Origin of the sequence: Corynebacterium sp. HMSC074E01 (assembly GCF_001808885.1) — a bacterium.
Classification (GTDB): domain Bacteria; phylum Actinomycetota; class Actinomycetes; order Mycobacteriales; family Mycobacteriaceae; genus Corynebacterium.
This window is the reverse complement of record NZ_KV794821.1, coordinates 77,214-98,081: the sequence shown is the minus strand read 5'-3', so window position 1 is coordinate 98,081 and position 20,868 is coordinate 77,214. Positions and strand designations below refer to the sequence as shown.

The following is a 20,868-nucleotide window of genomic DNA, read 5'->3' as shown; positions in this document are numbered from 1 at the left end:
CTCGACCCCTAACTCACACCACCTTTGAAAGGAACGCTCATGAAACGCAGCATTACCCTCGCCGCCTTGGTACTGACCTCCACCCTGGCGCTGACCGCCTGCAGCGACGCCACCGACAACTCCGACGATGCCGACACCACCAGCACCACGACGGCAACCGCAGAGACCAACGAGACCCATCAGGAAGACACCACCACTGCCGACGAAGAGCACGGCGGGCACGACCACCCTGCCGACGGCGGGGCACCGCCGGCAGGCATTGAAGAGGCCGAGGATCCCACGTACCCGGTGGGCACCGAGGTCATCCTCACCGCTGACCACATGCCCGGCATGGACGGGGCCACAGCCACCATTTCCGGGGCGTTTGACACCACGACCTATTCGGTCAGCTACACCCCCACCGAGGGTGGGGCCCCGGTTACCGACCACCGCTGGGTCGTCCATGAGGAGCTCGTCGATCCGGGTCAGGCCCCCCTGCCCGACGGGGCAAGCGTTGTCCTGGATGCCGAGCACATGTCCGGCATGAAGGGTGCTGAGGCCACCATCGATTACTCCACCGAGGAGACGGTCTACATGGTTGATCTCACCGTCGACGGGATGACGATGACCAACCACAAGTGGGTCACCGAGAGCGAGATCCAACCCGCCGAATAGTCCACCTACCCTGAACCGCGAGACCAGACAAGGCACCCGCTCCAGAGTCGGTCATCAATCGCTGCCGACCATGCCGAAGCAAACCAGCCACACACGGAACCTGCACGCCCACAGGGCCCACGCTGAGGTAGGCCTTCTGTGTCACTGCTTCTCTTAGTCAGGGAAATATGCCCTGGAATGACCCTGGTGACAGGAGTTCATTCCAGGGCTTTCGGTGCTGTTGCAAAGTTGGGGCAGTAGGAAGAGCGACGTGAAAAAATCACAGCCATGGGTATCTTCTCCGGTCGTCATTTCCCCCGTGACATCATTCTGTGGGCAGTGCGGTGGTACTGCCGCTAGGGGTGAGCTACCGAGACTTGGAGGAAATGATGACTTCAGCGGGGTGTGCCGGTTGATCAACCACGATCTACCGCTGGGTCCAGAAATACGCCCCTGAGCTGGACAAGCAAACACGGTGGTACCGACAGGTACCTGACTGGCAGGCCAGTTCCTGGCGGGTGGTGAGACCTATATCCGGATCGGCGGCAGGTGGTGCTACCTCTATCGGGCGATCACTATGGCCGAAATATTTTGCGTACCTCAACCTCTAAGTCGTGCTCACCTGAATTCTCATGAGTGACATGTAAACCTGCTCTCACACCCTTGGTAGATCACACAGAATCGTCATGGTAAAGACCCTCAATGTGAAGTGGGAAGATTGTAGACCGGCTAAGATGCCCGCACTACGCTGCGGCTTCACCAGTGGTAAGAGGCCCTCGCCCGCCTTGAAGGCGCTCTGAACCTCCAAAGCCCTTACTCCACCACCCTGCGAGTGAAGCGAAAGCCATCGTTACTTACTTTTCTCCAATCATAAGATCCACGAGAGCTCCTAGATTGTTAGCGCACCTCTTACCGTTTTCAGCAGGCCTGTTACGACGGCATCCCAGTGCCCATCTTCGGTCTCTACGATTCAGGATTTGTGGTCCCACTATGTCGTTTCGCAAGTTCATTAGCTAGATCAGCAGTGATTTTTACTGCTTCCGGGGGATCAGTGACCCAGATGTGGTCCCCAAACTGAAGCAATTGCCTTACCCCCTGAATATCCGCATATCCCACCACGATACGGACAAAGTTTTCGTCCACGGGTTCATAATGGATAAGCCGTGATCCCAAAATACGAGATGCCATATCAAGCCGAGTCGCTCGAAGAAGTGCGGTGATTCGAACTGGCATGTCTTCTTCTAATTGCTCAACGAGCTGCGCCCACACCCTTGCCAAACTTTGCCCTGGACGAAGCTGAGCAGCTTGACCTAAAACTCGAAAGGTTTCTAAACGCGAGACTGCCAACATCCTTGGTTCCCCATCGATATCGACGACCAAGTACCAACTTCTACCCTTGTGTACAAGCCCATAAGGATCAGCCACAGCACGTTGTTGCTTCTTGTCCCCGCTTCGGCGATAGGACACCTCAATTCGAGCTTCTTTCCGTACAGCCTCTAGCAACTCTTCTAAGTCGTTTTGGGTTTCATTGCTAAACCAGCCACTGGAATCAAGTAGGACCTTTTCTTCCAAATTATGAGTATCGGACGCTTTAGAGAATGAGACTGCGTTCATTTTCTTCTGCAGCAGGGCGATGTCTTGGCCAAACCCCAAGTGTGCGAGTGAATCTGCCCCGACGCCAAGAATCCTCATCAGCTGAATCTCAGTCGGATCCAATCGAGAAGCGTTCAATCGAGCGCGCCTATCGAGCACAATCCCACCATGCATACCTTGCTCCGTATAAACAGGTATTCCTGCGGCCGAGAGTGCATCAACGTCACGCAGTATTGTGCGCTGGGAAACCTCGAAATGCGAAGCCAGCTCGGCAGACGTAGCACGGCCTCGGGTTTGCAATAGCAAGAGCATAGACAACAAGCGCGCCGATCTCATGCCGTAATTATCACTGGAACCACAATATTTTCCGGAATATGACACTCCTTGTCAGGTTTGTTTGCTCCAATGCACTGCGTCCACGTAAACAACACCACTCACCGAAAGGAGAATGGCGATGCCAACCCCCAATCTTTTCCTAACCTATGTCTCCGATACAGAGATCTCGACTGCCTTCTACAGCGACTTATTCGATATGCAGCCATCGTTCATCAGTCCTCGATATGTAGCATTCGAGATTTCAAAGGATGTCCTGTTTGCTGTGTGGACCGGCCATAACACCCACATGGAGAAACAGACACCGCGAACGAGCGAAATAGGTTTGATGCTGGATGGACCGGCAAGCCGCATCGATGAGACATACCGTCTATGGAAATCGAAAGGAATCCAAATTGTGCAGCCACCCTACGATGATGTCTTCGGCCGCACCTTCGTTGTTGCCGACCCTGATGGAAACCTTATCCGCGTCAGCCCAGTCGATTAACTCCTAGATCAGGATTCAACGACTAGGAAATCCTCCAACACCCGGGAAACACCTCAGTTGGAGGATTCCAAGTGACCCTAAGTAGGATCTCAAGTCAAGGATGGTTTAGGCACACCAGCTTTCCCGTACAACGAACCCCTAAAACTGCTTGGCCTATGGGCGCAGCAGAGATCCACCGAAAGTAATGGCCCGGTCCCAAATCGAACTACGAGATCGAGATCATGCAATAAAACTATTATCCTCTCGACCCTGCCAACCAAACCTAAGCAAACATCAAGCCTCGGACTGACTGCCTACACAATAAACCGAAACTCAAAAGAAGGGTGTCAGATCAAGATGACTTGTTGACACCATCGAAAACAAAATTCGAAAGACGTGTCGACCGGCTCGGGCGGGATTTAGGATGTAAATCCCCACACTTTTAATCCTCGACCGCCAAAATTCAGAAAAACAAAGAAACCGAAGGTCACGAACCCTTTCGAGTTTGTTACCTCCGGTGTCGCAGTTTGTTCAACTGCTCAGCGTGCCCGGGGCGGGACTTGAACCCGCACGTCCTATAAGGACACTGGCACCTGAAGCCAGCGCGTCTGCCAATTCCGCCACCCGGGCAGGGTATTGATGTCTTGGCGACTAGCTAACTCTAGCACGCAGCCCCAGCGAATCTACAAATCCGCTGGCAAACCTGAACTTTCCAGGGAACTTTGCCGCGCGCGTCTACGTTAAGTCAAGGAAAGCACCTTATACTGATCGCTGCTATATCTCTCCCTGAAAACATCCCGAAAGGAGGACGGCCCTTCCTATGGCATTGCTAGATAAGCTCGCCAAGCTGGATTCTTCCCTGCAACGCGGACTGGACAACGGCATGGCCTTTGTCTTCGGCGGAAAAGTCGTCCCCGCTGAGATTGAGGAGCTTCTCAAGCAGGAGGCGCAGGACAATTTGTCCCGCGGTGATGATGGCAAGCTGTATAGCCCCAACGTCATGACCGTCGGCGTATCCTCCAAAGATATCGAGAACCTCTCCCAAGACCGGGGTGTTCCCAAGGATCTAGCTGATCAGCTCACCCGCTTCATCCGTAACAGTGGCTGGTCCCTCGCCGGGCCGGTCATCGTACGCATCGCGGAGGAGTCGGGACTGCGGACTGGGCAGTTGCGCGTGTCCTCCTTTTTGGATCACGAGCCCACCGAAGAAACCGGATTTGATGCGATTTTCCACCACGACCATGGTCAGGAGGACTCTATGACCCAGCCGCACAACGCCGATGAGGCCGCAACCACCGCCTTCATGGCCCCCACCCCGAACCAGCCGGCACCGCAGGGCCCCGCGGTGACGCTCATGCTGCAGGACGGTTCCTCCCGCGTCTACCACGTGCAGGAGGGCTCCAACATCCTGGGCCGCAGCAACGACGCGGACCTGCGCCTGCCCGATACCGGTGTCTCCCGCCAGCACGCGGAGATCACCTGGAACGGCCAGGACGCCGTGCTGGTGGACCTGCAATCCACGAACGGCACCACCGTGAACGACACCCCTATTGAGAACTGGCTGCTTGCCGACGGCGACGTGATCACCCTCGGCCACTCCCACATCGAGGTACGCATCACCGGCCTCGAGAACCAAGGCTATTAAACCACCCCGGCAACGATTATAGATTTTTAGCGTAAGGATTTTCCATGGATTCGATCGTGCTGCTCTCGCTGCGCATCGGCCTGCTGGTGTTGTTGTGGCTGTTTATCTTGGTCGCGCTCAACGCCATGCGCCGCGACGCCAACAAGGCTGCCGGCGTCTACCAAGCATCGTCCCCAGTGAAGGGATCCCAGAAGCGTCGCGAAGCGCCGCGTGAGATCGCCATCGTGGACGGGCCGCTGCGCGGTTCCCACATGGAACTGGGCACGCTCGAAGACTGTACGATGGGCCGCGCACAGGACTGTGACTTTGTCACTGGTGATGATTTCTCCTCCGGCCACCACGCTCGCCTGTTCCGCAGGGGCAGCGAGTGGTTCGTGGAGGACCTCGAATCCCGCAACGGCACCTTTGTTGGTGGCGTTCGCATTGACCAGCCAGAACGAGTCGGAGTCGGCTCCGATATCAAACTTGGCCGAACGACCGTGAGGTTGATGGCATGACTTTAAGCCTGACTTTTACTGCAGTGACGGACCGCGGATTGGTCCGCGAAAACAACGAGGATTCCGCCCACGCGGGCCCGCACCTGCTGGTGCTTGCCGACGGCATGGGTGGACACGCCGCCGGCGAGGTCGCCTCCACCACGATGGTGGAGCACATGGCCTCCCTCGAGCGTGATCCGGGCGATAATGACATGCTGGCCCTGCTCGGCGCGGCGGCGGAAGATGCTAATGCGGCGATCCGCGAGCACGTGGACGAGCACCCGGAGACCGAGGGCATGGGCACCACGCTGACCGCCCTGCTCTTTAACGGCTCCGAGTTCGGCGTGTGCCACGCGGGTGATTCCCGCGGCTACCGGCTGCGTGAGGGCAAGCTGACCCAGATCACCAAGGATGACACCTATGTACAGTCCCTGGTGGACGAGGGCAAGCTCGACCCAGAAGATGTATCTTCCCACCCACAAAAGTCGTTGATCCTCAAGGCCTACACGGGCCGCCCGGTAGAGCCGACGCTCTTCATGCTCGATGCTAAACCGGGCGACCGCCTCCTGCTGTGTTCGGACGGCCTGTCGGATCCGGTGACGGCCTCTACCATCGAGCAGGCGCTGAAGCAGGGCACGGTCGAAGAGGCCGCCACCACCCTGCGGGATTTAGCACTGCGCTCCGGCGGCCCGGACAACGTCACCATCGTGGTGGCAGAGGTTGTGGACGGTAAAAGCGATGACGTAGCCCCAATCACCGTCGGTGCCGTCCAAGGCGTCGTCCCGGAACCAACGCACCCCGATTCTTCCGCGAGCCGCGCCGCGAAGCTTATCTCGCCCCCAAAAGCGCAAGCCGCTGAGGAGAAGCCCCAGGACGAACCACAGCGGCGGCCACAGCGAAGCCGGATTGGGTGGAAGGTCATTGCGTGCCTTGCCATCATCATCGTGCTGGTCATCAGCGGCGGCCTCTGGATGAAAAGCTACCTGGGCAGCAACTACTACGTGACCGCCGATGAAGAAGGCGTCCTCACCATCCAAGAAGGCGCGGACTATGAGATCTTCGGCCGCCCGTTGCACCACACGTATCAGAATGCGTGCCTAAGCAAGGACAATGCGCTCAAGCTGGGGCACGGCGCCTGCGACGGTGATTTCGCACCGTTCACGCTGAAGGATTTGCCCGAATCCGAACGTGCTGCCGTGGGCAATCTGCCCTCCGGCTCCTATGACGAGGTGCAAACGCAGCTTTCGCAGCTTTCGGACAAGGCGCTCAAGCCCTGCCCGAAGGCGTCGAAGGACGAGAAAAACAAAGATGCCAAGAGCGAATCCAAAGGAAACTGCCGGGAGGTGAAGTAGATGAGTAAGTTCTTTTCCCGCGGCACCGAGTTCGGCCTGCTCGTGCTCGCCACCGTGGTCTTCGCCATCACCCTGGTCAGCCTAGAGTTGTCGCAGGGCAACGTGCTGACCCTCGATGTGCTCTACCTGATCGGCGGATTCATCGGCGTCTTCGCCGTCGCTCACTTGGTGCTCTGCTTCCTCGCGCCCTACGCGGATCAGCTCATGCTTCCCATCGTCGCGGTGCTCAACGGCACCGGGCTCATTCTGTTGCAGCGCCTCGACCTGGCGAATGACGGCGGGCTGGCGGTGCGGCAGGTGATGTGGACCATCGTCGGCCTCATCCTCTTCGCGCTGGTGCTCATTCTCCTACGCGATCACCGCTCGCTGACCAGGTACTCCTATATCTTGGGTGCGCTCGGCCTGATCCTTCTCGCCTTGCCCCTCGTGTGGCCGCAACCGCCGGGCGTGGACGCTCGCATCTGGCTGTGGCTGGGGCCGTTTTCCATCCAGCCGGGCGAGTTCTCCAAGATCTTGCTGATCCTGTTCTTCGCCATGCTGCTTACCCAGAAGCGCTCGCTGTTCACGGTGGCCGGCTACAAGTTCCTCGGCATTTCTCTGCCACGCCTGCGAGATCTGGCTCCCATCCTGGTGATCTGGGGCATCGCGATTATCATCATGGGCATTTCCAATGACTTCGGTCCCGCCCTGCTGCTGTTTAGCACCGTGCTCGGCATGCTCTTTATGGCTACCAACCGCGTGAGCTGGTTGCTCATCGGCGTCATCCTCGTGGGTGTCGGCGGCTTCAGCATCTACCAGGTGTCGGACAAGATCCAGCAGCGCTTCTCCAACTTCTTGGATCCGCTGGGCAATTATGACTCCACCGGTTACCAGCTTTCTCAAGCACTGTTCGGTATGTCCTCCGGCGGCATTACCGGATCCGGCTTGGGCCAGGGCCACCCGGACATGGTGCCGGTGGCACATTCGGACTTCATCCTGGCTGGTATCGGCGAGGAATTCGGTTTGGTGGGCCTGGCTGCGGTACTCATCCTCTTCGCCATGCTCGTCTCCCGCGGTTTCCGCACTGCGCTGACCTGCCGCGATACCTATGGCAAGTTGGTGGCCTCGGGCCTGGCGCTTACGCTCGCAGTCCAGGTCTTCGTCGTCACCGGCGGCATTTCCGCCCTGCTGCCCATGACGGGTCTGACCACGCCGTTCATGTCCGCCGGCGGCTCCTCGCTCATGGCCAACTACATGTTGCTGGCCGTGCTGCTGCGTATTTCCAACGCGGCTCGTCGCCCAGCGCGCGAGCTCACCTCGAACGCGCCGAGTGATACGTCCATGTTCCCCGCCATCCAGGAGGCCACCCGATGAATAGATCGATTCGCCTCGTCTCCCTCTTTGCCCTCATCCTTACCGCCGTGCTCCTGGTGAACCTCACCGTGGTGCAGGCGTTTTCGACGGATAAGTACGCCCACAACCCCAAGAACGTTCGCGGCTACCTAGAAATGCGCACTACCCCGCGCGGCCAGATCTTCGCCGGCGATACGGTCTTGGCGCAGTCCACCGCGGATGAGAACGGCAATTACTCGCGTTCCTACCCCACTGATTCCCCAGCCTTTGCCGATGTCACCGGTTACCTCTCGGAGCGCTTCGGCGCCTCCCAGCTGGAGGCCTCGCAGAATGACATCCTCAACGGCAAGGACGACTCGCTGTTGGCACACAACTGGCTCGATATGCTCTCCGGCAAGCCGCAGAAGGGTGCCAACGTGGAGGTCACCATCGACCCAGCGCTGCAGCAGGCAACCTACGACCAGCTGGCCGGCCCAGGCTACAAAGGCGCGGCCGTAGCCATCCAGCCCTCAACGGGCAAGATATTGGCCATGGCCTCCACGCCCAGCTTCAACGTCTCCGACCTCGTCGGGGACAACGCGGCCGAAACGTGGGATCAGCTGCAGAATCAAGAGGGCAATCCGCTCATCAACCATGCCACGCAAGACACCCTGCCCCCCGGGTCCATTTTTAAGATCATCACCACGGCCGCTGGCCTCAACAACGGCTTTAACCCGGACTCTACGCTGACCGGCGCGGCGTCCATCACGCTGCCGGATACGGTCACGGAGCTGACCAACGACGGCAACCGAGCCTGCGGCGGCGCAGAGAGCGTCACCCTACATACGGCCTTCGCGCTGTCCTGCAACACGGCTTTTGCGCAGATGTCAGAGAGCATCGGCGCCGATGAGCTGCGCAAGTATGCGGAGGGCTTCGGCGTGGGCGAGCAGTATTCATTGGGCGTCGGCAGTTCGGCCGGCACGCTCGGCGAGCTTGGCGACGGCGCCCAAGTCGCCCAATCCGCCATCGGTCAGCGCGACGTCACCATGTCCGCGCTCCAGGCGGCTATCATGGCCGGCACCATTGCCAACAAGGGCAAGCGCATGGAGCCCTACTTGGTCAACCGCATCACCGATGCCCAGATGAAGGAACTGCGCACCACCAAACCGCATCAGGCCGCCGAGGCCGTCGACGAAGAAACAGCCAACACCATCAAGGACCTCATGTTCGCTTCCGAGCGCAGCACCTTCGGCTACGACGGAAACGGTTTTGCCTCGAAGACCGGCACCGCTGAGCACGGTGAGGGCCTCGCCCCGCACGCATGGTACGTGGCCTTCGACCCGGACAAGGACATCGCGGTGGGCGTCGTGGTCAAGGACGGCGGGCACCTTGGCCAGAATGCCTACGGCGGCCAGGTCTCCGCGCCCATCGGCCGCGCCATCCTGCGCGCATACGGAGGTGAGCAGTAGTGAACAGCGCTGATAATAAGGAACACCTACAAGCACTCATCGGTGAGGACTACCAGCTGCAGTGGATCGTCGGCCACGGCGGTATGTCCACCGTGTGGCTGGCGGATGACGTCCATAATGACCGCGAGGTAGCCATCAAGGTCCTGCGGCCGGAATTCTCCGATAACAACGAATTCCTCTCGCGCTTCCGCAACGAGGCCAAGGCCGCAGAGTCCATTGATTCCGAAAACGTCGTGGCCACCTACGACTACCGCGAGCTTGAGGACAACGGCCGCACCTTCTGTTTCATGGCCTTGGAGTACATCCGCGGCGAATCCTTGGCGGACCTGCTGGCACGCGAAGGCGCACTCCCGGAAACGCTGGCGCTCGACGTCATGGAACAGGCCTCCCACGGCCTGTCCGTCATCCACCACATGGGGCTCGTGCACCGCGATATTAAGCCGGGCAACCTCATGATTACCCAGAACGGCCAGGTCAAGATCACTGACTTTGGCATCGCCAAAGCCGCCGCAGCCGTGCCTCTCACGCGCACTGGCATGGTGGTCGGCACCGCCCAGTACGTCTCGCCGGAGCAGGCCCAAGGTTACGAAGTCGGCCCAGCTTCGGACGTGTACTCACTCGGTGTGGTGGGCTATGAGATGCTCGCCGGCAATCGCCCCTTCAGCGGTGATTCCTCGGTATCGGTAGCGCTGGCGCATATTAGTCAGGCACCGGAGCCCTTGTCGACGTCGATAAGCGCGCCCACGCGCGAACTGATCGGCATGGCCCTGCGCAAGGACCCGGGCACCCGCTTCGCCGACGGCAACGAGTTCACCAACGCGATTGCTGCCGTGCGCCAAGGCCAGCGCCCGCCGCAGCCGAAGTCCGCGGCACTCGCGCCTATCGCAGCCGAACCCTCGCCTTCCGCCTCCACGGAGATGCTGGCCAACATGGCGCACCCCACCACGGTGCGTCCGGCCGTTTCCACACCGCAGTCTGAAGAGCGCCCTGCCAAGCAGGGGGGCTTCGGCACTGGGCTGCTCATCGCCGTGGCCATCGCCGCCCTCGTGGCTATTGGCTTCATGGCCTATAGGCTGTGGGGGAACACGACACCGACCCCACCGCCCACACCAACGGAGGTCATTGTGACCGAAACGGTGGAGCCAGAGACGACGGTGGAAGAGGAACCGGAAAGCCCCGAGACCGTCGAGATCACCACCGTGGAAGAGGAACCTACTCAAGTCACCGTCACAACGACGCACTCTGTCATCCCCTCCCCTTCCATGACCACACACCACACGACCCATGAGGAACTGCCCACCCTCCCCGTGGAGGAGACGCAGCCACAGGTCAATGACAGCCCAACGCTCGAGCCCGAACTAGACTCACAGAACAACCCCACCGAAGATTCCGCACTACAGGGAGGCCAGTAACCCGCCATGGTCAGTGATCGGTACCACCTCCGCCAGTCCATCGGCTCCGGCGGCATGTCCGAGGTCTACGAGGCCGAAGACTCCGTCTTGGGGCGCACTGTTGCCATCAAGATGCTGCGCCCTGACATGGCGCGCGACGTTAACTTCCGTGAGCGTTTCCGCCGCGAGGCCCAAAACTCCGGCAAGCTCAACCACCCGAACATCGTTGCTGTCTTCGATACCGGTGAAAAGGACGTCGACGGCCTGATGGTGCCGTATATCGTCATGGAATACGTGCAGGGTCGTACCTTGCGCGACATTGTCCGAGAGGATGGCCCCATGTCGGTGGCGGAGGCCGCGCGCGTGCTCAAGCCAGTAGCGGAGGCCCTCCAATCCTCCCACGAGGCCGGGATCATCCACCGCGATATCAAGCCGGCCAACATCATGCTGACCAACACCGGCCAAGTGAAGGTCATGGACTTCGGCATCGCCCGCGCACTGGATGATTCCACGTCGGCGATGACGCAGACCTCTGCTGTCATCGGTACCGCGCAGTATCTTTCCCCGGAACAGGCCCGTGGCAAGCCTGCCGACGCACGCTCCGACGTCTACGCTCTGGGCTGCGTCATGTATGAAACGGTCACTGGACGCACCCCGTTTGAGGGCGAGACTCCCTTCGCTGTGGCCTACCAGCACGTGCAAGAGGATCCAACGCCCCCCTCAGAGCTCATTGACGAAAAGCTCACGGAGCGAGAGCGTCTTGGCGTCGACGCCGTCGTGCTCACGGCAATGGCCAAGCACCCGGCGGATCGCTATCAATCCGCCTGGGAGATGGGCGATGACCTTGATCGTTTAGCACAGGGCCAACTCCCGGAAGCGGCACGCTCCCACGTCAACGATGAGGATCATCCCACCACAATGGTGGCACCCGTGGCCGCACAACACCGTGCGCCGGTGGCCTCCACCCGCCCTTCGGAGGATGAGGAGTCAGGCTCCGGCTTGAAGTGGCTGGCGGCCTTGCTCGCCGCTTCTCTCGTCGCCATTATTGGCTACTTTGCCTGGGATTTCTGGGATAGCTCCCGTCAAGAAGCCCGTGAACGCGAACAGGAACAGCATGAAGCAGCTCAGCGCGCGAACATGGTCACTGTCCCGAAGGTGGCCAACCGCCCGCGCAATGAAGCGGTCGAGGAGCTGGAAAAGCTTGGCCTGCTGGTAACCGTCAACGAAGAACCCAGCCCCGATGTGCCGCGCGGCAAGGTGATCCGCGTCAACCCGGCGGAGGGCTCGGAGCTGCAGAAGAATTCTTCGGTCACGCTGACAGTATCTTCTGGCAAGGAGGTCACCGAGGTCCCGGATCTCACCGGCATGAAGCTGGATGAAGCTACCACTGCGCTGGAGGAAGCCGGCTTGGAGCTGAATACCGACGTGGAACAGGTGAATGATGAGGCCCCCGCGGGCGAGATCATTTCCCAGAACCCAGCGGGCGGCGCGCAGCTATCCAAGGGTTCGAAAGTACGCGTCACGGTGTCCAAGGGCCAGAAGGAAGTCAGCGTCCCCGACGTCAGCGGCATGGATCGTGACCGCGCGGTGGACATGCTGTCCTCCATGGACTTTGACGTCACCGTGAATTCGGTGGATTCGGAGCTGCCGGAGAACCAGGTGCTCAGGGTTGTCGAGCAGGGCCAGAAGCTACCCAAGGGCAGCCAGGTCACCCTGGAAGTCTCCAACGCGATGCTCATCCAGGCACCGGATATTACGCATTCCTCGCAGCAGGAAGCCGAATCCGCGCTGCGCGCCAAGGGCTGGTCCGGTTCCCTCGACGTGGGCGAACGCATCCCGACGTCTAATCCGATCGACAGCAACAAGATCGGATGGGCGTCGGCAAGCCGCGGCGATGTCATCCGTAAGGATGAAACCATCCACGTCCGGTTCTGGGAGTTTGACCCGGCAGCATTGCTACCGCAATAGCTCTCAAAGGCGCAGCTGCTAAGGTATCTCACAGATTAACCACCCCTATTCTTCGTGAAGGTGTAACAATGCCAAAGTCCAAGATCACGACGGAGGGCTCCGCACTCCCGCAGTCCTCCAGCTCTGCAACTAACCGCACCCCGGTCAAGATCAACTCTGAGGGAACTCCGAAGTGGTACATCGCCATCATGCTGGGCCTCATGCTCCTCGGCCTGCTCTGGCTGGTGGTCAACTACCTTGCAGGTGAGTCCATTCCGTTCATGCAAGAGCTGGGACCGTGGAATTACGGCATCGGCTTCGGTCTGGCCATCATCGGTCTGTTGATGACGATGGGCTGGCGTTAGTTTTCATCGCTGCCGATGAGCTCCTCGAGGTTCTATAGCATCGCTGGCGTTGGCTGCATCATTTTGGTGATGCTCACCGTCACGGTGGATAAAAACTTCCTCACTCCCGGCGCACTCGTGCTCGCCGGCCTCGGCGTAACCCTAACGCCACTGGCCATCCGCCGCCCACTTGCGTCGGCCTGCGGGTACGGTGCGCTTTTTGCGCTCGCTGTCTGGTTTTCCGACTGGCGGTCTTTCTTACTCCTGGCGTGGAGCCCCGTTATCGTCGGCATCGTGGCCTTTCGCACGCGCTGGCTGTGGGCGGTTCCCCCAGCGGTGGCCTACACCTACCTCATCACGACGGATCCATCGAAGAATTATCTTCCGGATTTCGATCCGCTGAACCTGTCGACACCGCTCATCTTGTATGCAGTGGCCATCGTCATTGGAGCCGCGCTGCGCAAAACCCGGGACCAGCGTCTTGCCGCTGAGCAACGCGCCGCCGAGCAACGCGAGGCGCTGATGACCGCACTGCACGATTCGGTAGCTGCGACGCTCACCTCCGTGGTCATGCGCTCTGAAACCTTGGCATTGACCCAAACGGATCCCTCTGCGGCTGACTCCGCGGAAGCGATTGCTAACGACGCCCGCCGGGCCATGGGCGAAGTCCGCGACCTGCTACGCGTGATGAAGAATGAGAGCTTGACTCAGGGAGTTAAGTCCTTGGAAGAAGACCTCGACACCATGGTTAGCTTCCTTAGCAGCCACGGCTTCCACTGCGAAGCACAGATCAATGTGGGCAAGAACGGTGAGCTTGCTCTGCCGGAAAAGCTATCGCTCGTGTTCTCTGAGCTCGCCATCAACATCCTCAAGTACGCTCGCCCTGAATCCCGTGTAAGCATCGAGGCCACTGGCAGCTCCAAGTCCATCGACCTCGTGATCACTTCCGAGATTGCGGCGCAACAATCACGCCAATACATGACGACGAGTCTGGGCGTGGGGGAAATCGCCCGCCGCGTTCGCCGCATGCACGGCGTCTTCGGCAGTGGAAAAGAAGGAGAGCTCTGGGTCACACGCCTTTCTCTTCCCGCTACCCACCTAAGAAAAATATAGTAAACTTGCCCGGTAACTCGCCGATTTTTAGATTCCACAAGGTTAGTAGACATGCGTTCTTCCCTCGCCGTTGCCGCTGCAGCTCTCGCGCTGTTTTCCGCACCACTCGCCAGCGCTGATGAGACTCCTGTTGAAGCTACCGCTAACACCACCGCTACTGAGAGCACTGAGTCCACGGGATTCACCTTCTACAAGTCTTTCGCGGGCGAATTCACCGACCACTTCCGATGCTCCAACAATCCCCAGCTCTGGTGGTGCCGCGGCTAAACTGTTCCCATGAGCATTCGGGTTTTCCTCGTTGACGATGATGAGCTCGTTCGCTCGACGCTCCGCGTCTATTTCCAGACCACCGAGGACATCATGGTGGTCGGTGAGGCAACCAACGGCGCGGATTGCTTAGCGCAGATTGAGGAAGTCAATCCGGACCTCGTCCTCGCCGATATTCACATGCCACACATGGACGGCATTACGCTGCTCAAGCACCTTAACTCCGGGCCGAATCCCCCAACGTTTTTGGCGGTGACCGCCTTCGACTCGGATGACACGATGCTGAAGATCCTGCGGGCGGGCGGCGCAGGCTATATCTTGAAGAACCAGCGCCCGCGCTCGATCATCGAGGCGGTTCGCGCCGCCGTGGAGGGCGGCACCGTCGTGGCGCCCGCCGCCATGCACCGTTTAGTCGACTACATCGGTGAGCCTGCCACCCCACGCGATCCCGTCGCCGCCGCCATTGAGAACCACGAGCTTCACGACGCCGAAATAGCCGTCCTCAAACTCCTCCTCGCCGGCAACTCCAATTCAGAGATCGCTGCCGCCACCGGCTATTCCGAGTCCGCCGTGAAGAAGCACGTCTCGCGCCTCATCACCATCTTCGGCGCCAGCACGCGCCTGAACTTGGTGACCAAGATTCTGGGTGGCGCTGGCTCCTAAGCCCGACTTCACCCTGGCGACAGGACTCCTTTTCTTAAAACGCTTACGGCTATGAACCCTTGCAAAAGGCATCTGGCAAAAGGCATCCTTGGATCTAAAAACGCCATCCGCCCTGCGTAAATGGCGTTTTCAGCCGTGAAAACGCCTTATGACTGATGCCTTTTGCTAGACGTCTTTTGCCAAACTCCACACAACCTGAGCGCTGTTAACACCTTGGGTACAACGTTATCCACAGGGTGGGGATAACTCTGTGGAAATCGAATTCCACAGCTTTTCTCCACACCCTGTGGATAAGTGTTTTCACGCTTCCCACAGACCGCACAAAAACTTCGAACACAATCTAATACGCTGCTGATCTGCGGTTATCTTGGCCCACACGTTCGGTAAATTACAAAAATGTAGTTATCCACAGTGTGGATAACTTATGTGGAATTCTTTCGCACAGAGGTTTTGGTGGATAACACGCCCAAGTTATCCCCAAAGCCCAGCTCGCAGCGCCGCTAACACGGCTACCACGACAGCAATAAGCCATATCCCCAGCCAACGCAGCCACGCCCGTTGGCGAAAGAGGAATGGTGCCAACAGCAGTCCTGTCAGCAAACCGCCCAAGTGCCCCCACACGGAGACGTTCTCCGCCACAAAGCTGTAGACAACGTTTGCTACGACCAAGGCGATGGGCGCTCGCAGGTCTAAACCGCGGCTGCGGTACACGCCGATGAGTAGTCCCATGAGCGCAAAGAGGGCGCCGGAGGCGCCCACCGTGGGTGTGCCGAAGTCCATCCACAGCACTGCGGCGGAAGAGCCAACAATGGAGATGAGATAGGCCGCCACATACAGCGCGCTGCCCAGGGCGCGTTCTACTTCCCTGCCCACAAAGAACAGCATCACCATGTTGACCAAGAGGTGCCCGGCGTCGAGGTGCATAAAGCCCGCGGTAATGACAGTTGCGGGGTGCTCGGACACTTCAGGGCCCCACAGCGTCCAGTCTTGGGCCAGCAAGCTGCGATAGTAGGGCGTAGAGAGGGTCTTGGCCTGGATGGCCGTGACCAACCATGCCCCAATGCACAGCACCATGAGCACCATGGTGACTGGCGCCGAACGAAAATAATTTTTCACGCAGACTCCTAAAACAACGAGCCCGCCACCACATCACGTGGCAGCGGGCTCAGATGAAAAGCTAAAACGCTTAGGCGATCTCGATGGACTCGATGACAACGTCCTCAGCCGGACGGTCCATGCGGTCGGTGGAGACCTTAGCAATCTTGGACACAACTTCCTGGGAAGCCTGGTCGGTGACCTCACCGAAGATGGTGTGGTGGTTGTTCAGGTGCGGGGTCGGCGCCACGGTGATGAAGAACTGGGAGCCGTTGGTGCCCGGGCCGGCATTCGCCATGGCCAGCAGGAACGGGCGATCAAACTGGAGCTCCGGGTGGAACTCATCCTGGAACTGGTAGCCGGGGCCGCCACGGCCGGTGCCGGTGGGGTCACCGCCCTGGATCATGAACTGGTCGATAACGCGGTGGAAGATAGCGCCATCGTAGAACGGGCCAGACTGCTCACCCTTGGCGTTCTGGGTGGTGTAGTCCTTCTCGCCCTTAGCCAGGCCGATGAAGTTCTCAACGGTTACCGGTGCGTGGTTACCGAACAGGTCGATAACAATGTCACCGTAGTTGGTGTGCATCGTTGCAGTTGCGGTCTTCTGAGTCATGCCAGCCATTGTATGGAAATTTCCACCATTTCGTTGTTCCGCCGCGACGCTGTCAGCGATCTGCGTAGGGTTGCAAGCATGATTCGCGCCGTTCTCTTCGATCTCGATGACACCCTCATGGACCACACCGCCGCGATGCATGCGGCCGTGGAGGAGTGGCTGCCGGGCGGTCATTACGAGCGCTTCGCGGAGATCGAAAAGAAGTGGTTCGCCGCCTACGAGCGCGGCGAGGTCACCCACCAAGGCCAGCGCGTGGAGCGCTGCCGCGAATTCTTGGGCCGCCCGGAGATGACGGAGCAGGAGGCGCTGGCGGAATATGCCAAGTATTTGGCCGCGTATGAAAAGCACTGGCAGGCGCTTGGCGACGCCCTCCCCGCCCTCCAGCACGTCCTATCCCTGGGCCTCAAGGTCGGCATTCTGACGAACGGTGCGCGGGACATGCAGGAGGCAAAACTACGGGCGGGCGGGCTCGACCTGCCAGACGTCGAGCTCTTTCCCACCGTAGAAATGGCTAAGCCAAAACCGCACCGAGAGGCCTACCTCGAGGCTTGTCGGCGCCTAGAGGTAGAGCCTGGCTCCACGCTCATGATTGGTGATTCGGTGGCTAATGACGTCGAGGGTGCACGTGCAGCGGGGCTCAAGGCACTGCACTTCGATAGGGGCGGAAACGGAGACATCGCCGCGCTCAGTGAGCTGACGGCGATGGACGGTTTAAATCCAAAGATTTAAACCCCTAGAGGCTGGCGCGGACCTCGTCGCGGGCGAGGACCATATTGCGCAGGGAGGCCTCGGTCTCCTCGTAGCCGCGGGTCTTCAGGCCGCAGTCCGGGTTGACCCACAGACGTTCGACCGGCACGTTCTTGAGTGCCGCGCGGATGAGCTCGGCCATCTCCGCCACGGACGGGATGCGCGGCGAGTGGATGTCGTAGATGCCGGGGCCGATCTCAGAGTGGAACTTCTCATCGATGTCCTCGAGCAGCTCCATGCGGGAGCGGGCAGCTTCGATGGAGGTGACGTCGGCGTCCAGGCCGGCGACAGCGTCGATGATCTGGCCAAACTCCGAGTAACACAGGTGCGTGTGGATCTGGGTGGTCGGCTTGGCCTCGAGTGCTACGAGGCGGAAGGAACGCACCGCCCAGTCGAGGTAGGCCTTGCGGTCCTGCTCGCGCAGCGGCAGCAGCTCGCGCAGGGCGGGCTCGTCGATCTGGATGATGTCGATGCCGGCCTCCTCGAGGTCGCGGACTTCGTCGGCCAGCGCCACGCCGAGCTGATCAGCGGAGACAGACTGGTGAACATCATCGCGCACGAAGGACCAGGCCAGGATGGTCACCGGACCGGTGAGCATGCCCTTGACGTGCTTCTCGGACAGGGACTGCGCGAACTTCGCCCACTCAGTGGTCATGGCCTTCGGGCGGGAGATGTCACCAACCACGATTGGCGGACGGGTGCAACGGGAGCCGTAGGACTGGACCCAGCCGTTCTCGGTGACGACAAAGCCGTCGAGAAGCTCGGCGAAGTACTGCACCATGTCGTTGCGCTCCGGCTCACCGTGGACCAGAACGTCCAAACCTAGGCGCTCCTGCAGCTCGATGACGGACTTCACCTCGTTGCGCAGTGCCTCGGTGTAGTCGGCATCGGAGAGCTCGCCCTTGCGGTGTGCGGCGCGGGCGGCGCGAATCTCAGCAGTCTGTGGGAAGGATCCGATGGTGGTGGTGGGCAGCTGCGGCAGACCGAGGGCTTCCTGCGCCTTGTTGCGCTCGGCGAACTCCGGCTGGCGCTGAACCTGGCCCTCCGGCAGCTGCGCGGTGCGATCCTGTACTGTCTGGTCGTGGGTGCGAGAGGACTCGGCACGGGTGCGCACGGCGCGGTCGGCCTGTGCATAAGCCTCCGGGGCATCCAGCGGACCGGCGGCGAGTGCTACGACCTCGCGGATCTTCTCGTCGGCAAAGGCGAACCAGGTGGCGACGTCCACCGGCAGGGAGGTCTCCGCCTCCACAGTGTGCGGCACGTGCTGCAGGGACACGGAGGTGGTTACAGAAACGCCTTCGCCGAGGGTCTCGAGCTTCTCGCGCAGGTCGCGGAGGTTGGCGGCCCAGACATTGCGGCCGTCGACCAGGCCGGCGGAGAGGTGGGTGGCGCCGGCGAGCTTGGCCACGCGCTCGAGGTAGGAGTTGTCCAGAGCCAGTGTGCCCACGGAGAGATCCACCTGGACTGCTTCCGGCTGAAGCTCGGTGATGACGTCGAGGCCAGCGTTGAGAGAACCATAGGGCGTGGTCAGGTAAACCTGCGGGCGCTTCTCCGCGCCCAGGATGCGGCCATAGGCGCTCTTGAGTGCGGCGGCGAGGGTGGCGTCGTCAGCCGCGGCGAGGTCGGCTACTAGAGCCGGCTCGGCGAGCTGGATCCATTCGACGCTGGCGTCGTGAAGCTCAGCCAATACGGTGAGGTAGGAGTCCACGAGCTCATTAAGGTGGTCGAGCGGCTGCTTAGTGGCGCCCTCGGCCTGCTTGGACAGCGCCAGCAGGGTCACTGGGCCAACGAGGACCGGACGCACGGTGTGGCCAGCGGCGCGGGCCTCCTCGACGATCTTCAGCACGCGCTGCGGGCGGGCGCTAAAGGTCTGGTCATCGGTAATCTCAGGAACGATGTAGTGGTAGTTGGTGTCGAACCACTTAGTCATCTCCAGCGGCGCCGTGTCCTTGTTTCCGCGGGCCAGGGTGAACTCATCATCGAGGCTCTCGCCCTGAGCAGCGCCTACGGTCAACGCGGTCTCGAGGACGTGGTCGTAGTAGGCAACGTCGGCCGGGATGGCGTAGTCCTCAGTGAGGCCCAGCTCCTTGAGGCGGGCGTAGGTGTCGAGGCGCAGGGAGTGCGCGGCGGATTCGAAGGTCTCGCCGTCGATCTTGCCGGACCAGTAGGACTCCAGCGCGCGCTTGAGCTCGCGGTGGGCACCGACGCGTGGGTAGCCCTCAATCGTGGCCTTGGGGAAGGGTGCGGTCATGGGATGACTCCAATTCGATGTAGCAGGTCAGTCGTAATGTCTGGATTGTTGTGCGTGTAGATGTGCAACCCGTCGGCGCCGGCGTTCATCACCGACTTCGCCAGCTTGGCTGTAATCTGCATGCCGATTTCTTTCTCTTCCTCGGGAGAGGTCGCTGCCGCGAGTTGGTCAAGCACCTTGGTCGGCCCGTCCAACCCGGACAGCTGGCACATTCGCTCCACCCGAGCGCGGCTGGTCATCGGCATGATCCCGGGAATGAGCGGAATGCGCACACCCGCCAACCGGGCGCGCTGGGCGAAGCGGACGTAATCCTCCGCGTCGAAGAAAAGCTGGGTGATGGCGAAGTCTGCGCCGAGACGCTGCTTGGCCAAAAGGACGTCGATGTCCTCGTCCAGCGTGGCGGACTCAGCGTGGCCGTTGGGATAGCAGGCCACACCAACCGCCAAGCGGCCAGCTGCCAAACGCGCCACGCGGTCCGATTCCCAGCGGCGAATGAGCCGGACCAGGGAATCAGCGTGCGGCAGGTGGCCTTCGGGCATGCCGTCCTCCGGCAGGTCGCCGCGGAGCGCGAGGAGGCCGCGCACGCCGGCGTCGACCAGCGTGTCGATCCAGCCAACGAGCTCTTCCTCTGTGCCGGCGGTGCAGGCCAGGTGGGCCAGGGGGCGCATCGCCGTATCGCGCGAGATCTTCTCAATGAAGGCCGCGGTTCCCTCCAGCCACCCAGAGCGCTGGGAGCTGGTGACGGCGATGTAATCAGGGTTATACGCGGCGAGCGTGGCGAGCAAGCGGTCAATCTTTGCAGCGTCTGCATCGTGACGCGGCGGGATCACCTCGAAGGAGAGAGCGGTGCGCTTAAGCTCCTTGGGCGTATCTTCGCTGATTTGGTCTAGTGGTGCGGATGCGGAAAGTCGCGGGGACATGCTCACCTCCTCTGCAGGTTATCGTTGTTTGTCTTCGGTGTTGATGTCCCAAAACGTACCAAGCTGTCCATTTCGGACGAAAGGCTTTTTACATTGGTAATACCTTTAGAACTCAGTCAGCTGCACCGTTAGCCCATAGCGCTAGTGAATAAAAACCCGGCCAATCCGTACAAAGCTGTCTATTTTCTTTGGACAGCTCGCGGCCTGGCATATCTGGTGGCGGGACCTGCGCGCCACCA

19 protein-coding genes, 1 tRNA gene and 1 pseudogene are annotated in these 20,868 nt (G+C 60.3%); 15 read left to right on the top strand and 6 right to left on the bottom strand.

The window, feature by feature from the left end; all coding sequences use genetic code 11:
- Positions 1-39: 39 nt before the first annotated feature.
- Both HMPREF2537_RS01560 and HMPREF2537_RS12600 read left to right on the top strand, forming a co-directional pair.
- Complete coding sequence (locus HMPREF2537_RS01560; protein ID WP_049151221.1) at positions 40-654, top strand: YdhK family protein; 615 nt, start codon at positions 40-42, stop codon at positions 652-654.
- 267 nt (positions 655-921) lie between these two features.
- Positions 922-1,210, top strand: a pseudogene (locus HMPREF2537_RS12600) (IS6 family transposase); the annotation flags it as partial.
- A 386-nt stretch (positions 1,211-1,596) separates the two neighbouring features.
- Here the strand turns inward: HMPREF2537_RS12600 and HMPREF2537_RS01555 are convergent.
- Entirely contained in the window at positions 1,597-2,607 is a 1,011-nt protein-coding gene (locus HMPREF2537_RS01555; protein ID WP_210383605.1) for a helix-turn-helix transcriptional regulator, read from the bottom strand.
- 73 nt (positions 2,608-2,680) lie between these two features.
- On the opposite strand from HMPREF2537_RS01555, the gene HMPREF2537_RS01550 reads away from it, so the two are divergent.
- Positions 2,681-3,046, top strand: coding sequence for a VOC family protein (locus tag HMPREF2537_RS01550; protein ID WP_046648644.1), 366 nt, complete (start codon positions 2,681-2,683; stop codon positions 3,044-3,046).
- 524 nt (positions 3,047-3,570) lie between these two features.
- Here HMPREF2537_RS01550 and HMPREF2537_RS01545 read toward each other — a convergent pair.
- A tRNA-Leu gene (locus HMPREF2537_RS01545) sits at positions 3,571-3,655 on the bottom strand.
- Positions 3,656-3,845: 190 nt separating this feature from the next.
- Between HMPREF2537_RS01545 and HMPREF2537_RS01540 the strand changes: the two genes are divergently transcribed.
- From HMPREF2537_RS01540 to HMPREF2537_RS01490, 11 genes are all read left to right on the top strand, one after another.
- Complete coding sequence (locus HMPREF2537_RS01540; protein ID WP_070444456.1) at positions 3,846-4,670, top strand: DUF3662 and FHA domain-containing protein; 825 nt, start codon at positions 3,846-3,848, stop codon at positions 4,668-4,670.
- A gap of 44 nt (positions 4,671-4,714) precedes the next feature.
- The gene (locus HMPREF2537_RS01535; protein ID WP_010188187.1) at positions 4,715-5,167 is read left to right on the top strand and encodes an FHA domain-containing protein FhaB/FipA; all 453 of its coding nucleotides are present in this window, start codon (positions 4,715-4,717) and stop codon (positions 5,165-5,167) included.
- Complete coding sequence (locus HMPREF2537_RS01530) at positions 5,164-6,498, top strand: PP2C family protein-serine/threonine phosphatase (RefSeq protein ID WP_070524990.1); 1,335 nt, start codon at positions 5,164-5,166, stop codon at positions 6,496-6,498. Before HMPREF2537_RS01535 ends, HMPREF2537_RS01530 begins: the two co-directional genes overlap by 4 nt.
- Positions 6,499-7,851: an FtsW/RodA/SpoVE family cell cycle protein gene (locus tag HMPREF2537_RS01525; protein WP_070524988.1), complete on the top strand. Its 1,353-nt coding sequence runs from the start codon at positions 6,499-6,501 to the stop codon at positions 7,849-7,851.
- Positions 7,848-9,278: a penicillin-binding transpeptidase domain-containing protein gene (locus tag HMPREF2537_RS01520; RefSeq protein WP_070524986.1), complete on the top strand. Its 1,431-nt coding sequence runs from the start codon at positions 7,848-7,850 to the stop codon at positions 9,276-9,278. The genes HMPREF2537_RS01525 and HMPREF2537_RS01520 overlap by 4 nt, the downstream gene beginning before the upstream one ends.
- Positions 9,278-10,690 (top strand): serine/threonine-protein kinase, encoded by a 1,413-nt coding sequence (locus HMPREF2537_RS01515; RefSeq protein WP_070524984.1) that lies wholly within the window; start codon positions 9,278-9,280, stop codon positions 10,688-10,690. Before HMPREF2537_RS01520 ends, HMPREF2537_RS01515 begins: the two co-directional genes overlap by 1 nt.
- Positions 10,691-10,696: 6 nt before the next feature.
- A complete protein-coding gene (gene pknB, locus HMPREF2537_RS01510; RefSeq protein WP_070524982.1) occupies positions 10,697-12,637 on the top strand; it encodes a Stk1 family PASTA domain-containing Ser/Thr kinase in 1,941 nt (646 codons plus the stop codon).
- A gap of 68 nt (positions 12,638-12,705) precedes the next feature.
- On the top strand, positions 12,706-12,981 hold the full coding sequence (crgA, locus tag HMPREF2537_RS01505) for a cell division protein CrgA (RefSeq protein ID WP_010188168.1): 276 nt from the start codon (positions 12,706-12,708) through the stop codon (positions 12,979-12,981).
- A gap of 15 nt (positions 12,982-12,996) precedes the next feature.
- Positions 12,997-14,073 carry a sensor histidine kinase gene (locus tag HMPREF2537_RS01500; protein ID WP_070524980.1) on the top strand — a complete coding sequence of 359 codons (1,077 nt, stop codon included), beginning with the start codon at positions 12,997-12,999 and terminating at the stop codon, positions 14,071-14,073.
- Positions 14,074-14,124: 51 nt separating this feature from the next.
- Positions 14,125-14,340, top strand: coding sequence for a hypothetical protein (locus HMPREF2537_RS01495; RefSeq protein ID WP_070524978.1), 216 nt, complete (start codon positions 14,125-14,127; stop codon positions 14,338-14,340).
- A 9-nt stretch (positions 14,341-14,349) separates the two neighbouring features.
- Positions 14,350-15,003, top strand: a complete 654-nt coding sequence (locus HMPREF2537_RS01490; RefSeq protein ID WP_070524976.1) for a response regulator — start codon at positions 14,350-14,352, stop codon at positions 15,001-15,003.
- 471 nt (positions 15,004-15,474) lie between these two features.
- On the opposite strand, the gene HMPREF2537_RS01485 is transcribed toward HMPREF2537_RS01490, so the two are convergent.
- Both HMPREF2537_RS01485 and HMPREF2537_RS01480 read right to left on the bottom strand, forming a co-directional pair.
- On the bottom strand, positions 15,475-16,119 hold the full coding sequence (locus HMPREF2537_RS01485; RefSeq protein WP_070524974.1) for a rhomboid family intramembrane serine protease: 645 nt from the start codon (positions 16,117-16,119) through the stop codon (positions 15,475-15,477).
- A 70-nt stretch (positions 16,120-16,189) separates the two neighbouring features.
- The gene (locus tag HMPREF2537_RS01480; protein WP_070524972.1) at positions 16,190-16,720 is read right to left on the bottom strand and encodes a peptidylprolyl isomerase; all 531 of its coding nucleotides are present in this window, start codon (positions 16,718-16,720) and stop codon (positions 16,190-16,192) included.
- A 69-nt stretch (positions 16,721-16,789) separates the two neighbouring features.
- Between HMPREF2537_RS01480 and HMPREF2537_RS01475 the strand changes: the two genes are divergently transcribed.
- Positions 16,790-17,440, top strand: coding sequence for an HAD family hydrolase (locus HMPREF2537_RS01475; protein ID WP_070524970.1), 651 nt, complete (start codon positions 16,790-16,792; stop codon positions 17,438-17,440).
- Between the two features lie 4 nt (positions 17,441-17,444).
- Here HMPREF2537_RS01475 and metE read toward each other — a convergent pair whose 3' ends face one another.
- Positions 17,445-19,709 (bottom strand): 5-methyltetrahydropteroyltriglutamate--homocysteine S-methyltransferase, encoded by a 2,265-nt coding sequence (metE, locus tag HMPREF2537_RS01470; protein WP_070524968.1) that lies wholly within the window; start codon positions 19,707-19,709, stop codon positions 17,445-17,447.
- Positions 19,706-20,629 carry a methylenetetrahydrofolate reductase gene (locus HMPREF2537_RS01465; RefSeq protein ID WP_070524966.1) on the bottom strand — a complete coding sequence of 308 codons (924 nt, stop codon included), beginning with the start codon at positions 20,627-20,629 and terminating at the stop codon, positions 19,706-19,708. The genes metE and HMPREF2537_RS01465 overlap by 4 nt, the downstream gene beginning before the upstream one ends.
- Between the last annotated feature and the right edge of the window lie 239 nt (positions 20,630-20,868).

Bases quoted from the DNA above. Each gene is read 5' to 3' on its own strand.
- HMPREF2537_RS01560 (WP_049151221.1), top strand. From the start codon at position 40: ATGAAACGCAGCATTACCCTCGCCGCCTTGGTACTGACCTCCACCCTG.
- HMPREF2537_RS01550 (WP_046648644.1), top strand. From the start codon at position 2,681: ATGCCAACCCCCAATCTTTTCCTAACCTATGTCTCCGATACAGAGATC.
- HMPREF2537_RS01540 (WP_070444456.1), top strand. From the start codon at position 3,846: ATGGCATTGCTAGATAAGCTCGCCAAGCTGGATTCTTCCCTGCAACGC.
- HMPREF2537_RS01535 (WP_010188187.1), top strand. From the start codon at position 4,715: ATGGATTCGATCGTGCTGCTCTCGCTGCGCATCGGCCTGCTGGTGTTG.
- HMPREF2537_RS01530 (WP_070524990.1), top strand. From the start codon at position 5,164: ATGACTTTAAGCCTGACTTTTACTGCAGTGACGGACCGCGGATTGGTC.
- HMPREF2537_RS01525 (WP_070524988.1), top strand. From the start codon at position 6,499: ATGAGTAAGTTCTTTTCCCGCGGCACCGAGTTCGGCCTGCTCGTGCTC.
- HMPREF2537_RS01520 (WP_070524986.1), top strand. From the start codon at position 7,848: ATGAATAGATCGATTCGCCTCGTCTCCCTCTTTGCCCTCATCCTTACC.
- pknB (WP_070524982.1), top strand. From the start codon at position 10,697: ATGGTCAGTGATCGGTACCACCTCCGCCAGTCCATCGGCTCCGGCGGC.
- crgA (WP_010188168.1), top strand. From the start codon at position 12,706: ATGCCAAAGTCCAAGATCACGACGGAGGGCTCCGCACTCCCGCAGTCC.
- HMPREF2537_RS01500 (WP_070524980.1), top strand. From the start codon at position 12,997: ATGAGCTCCTCGAGGTTCTATAGCATCGCTGGCGTTGGCTGCATCATT.
- HMPREF2537_RS01495 (WP_070524978.1), top strand. From the start codon at position 14,125: ATGCGTTCTTCCCTCGCCGTTGCCGCTGCAGCTCTCGCGCTGTTTTCC.
- HMPREF2537_RS01490 (WP_070524976.1), top strand. From the start codon at position 14,350: ATGAGCATTCGGGTTTTCCTCGTTGACGATGATGAGCTCGTTCGCTCG.
- HMPREF2537_RS01480 (WP_070524972.1), bottom strand. From the start codon at position 16,720: ATGGCTGGCATGACTCAGAAGACCGCAACTGCAACGATGCACACCAAC.
- HMPREF2537_RS01475 (WP_070524970.1), top strand. From the start codon at position 16,790: ATGATTCGCGCCGTTCTCTTCGATCTCGATGACACCCTCATGGACCAC.
- metE (WP_070524968.1), bottom strand. From the start codon at position 19,709: ATGACCGCACCCTTCCCCAAGGCCACGATTGAGGGCTACCCACGCGTC.
- HMPREF2537_RS01465 (WP_070524966.1), bottom strand. From the start codon at position 20,629: ATGTCCCCGCGACTTTCCGCATCCGCACCACTAGACCAAATCAGCGAA.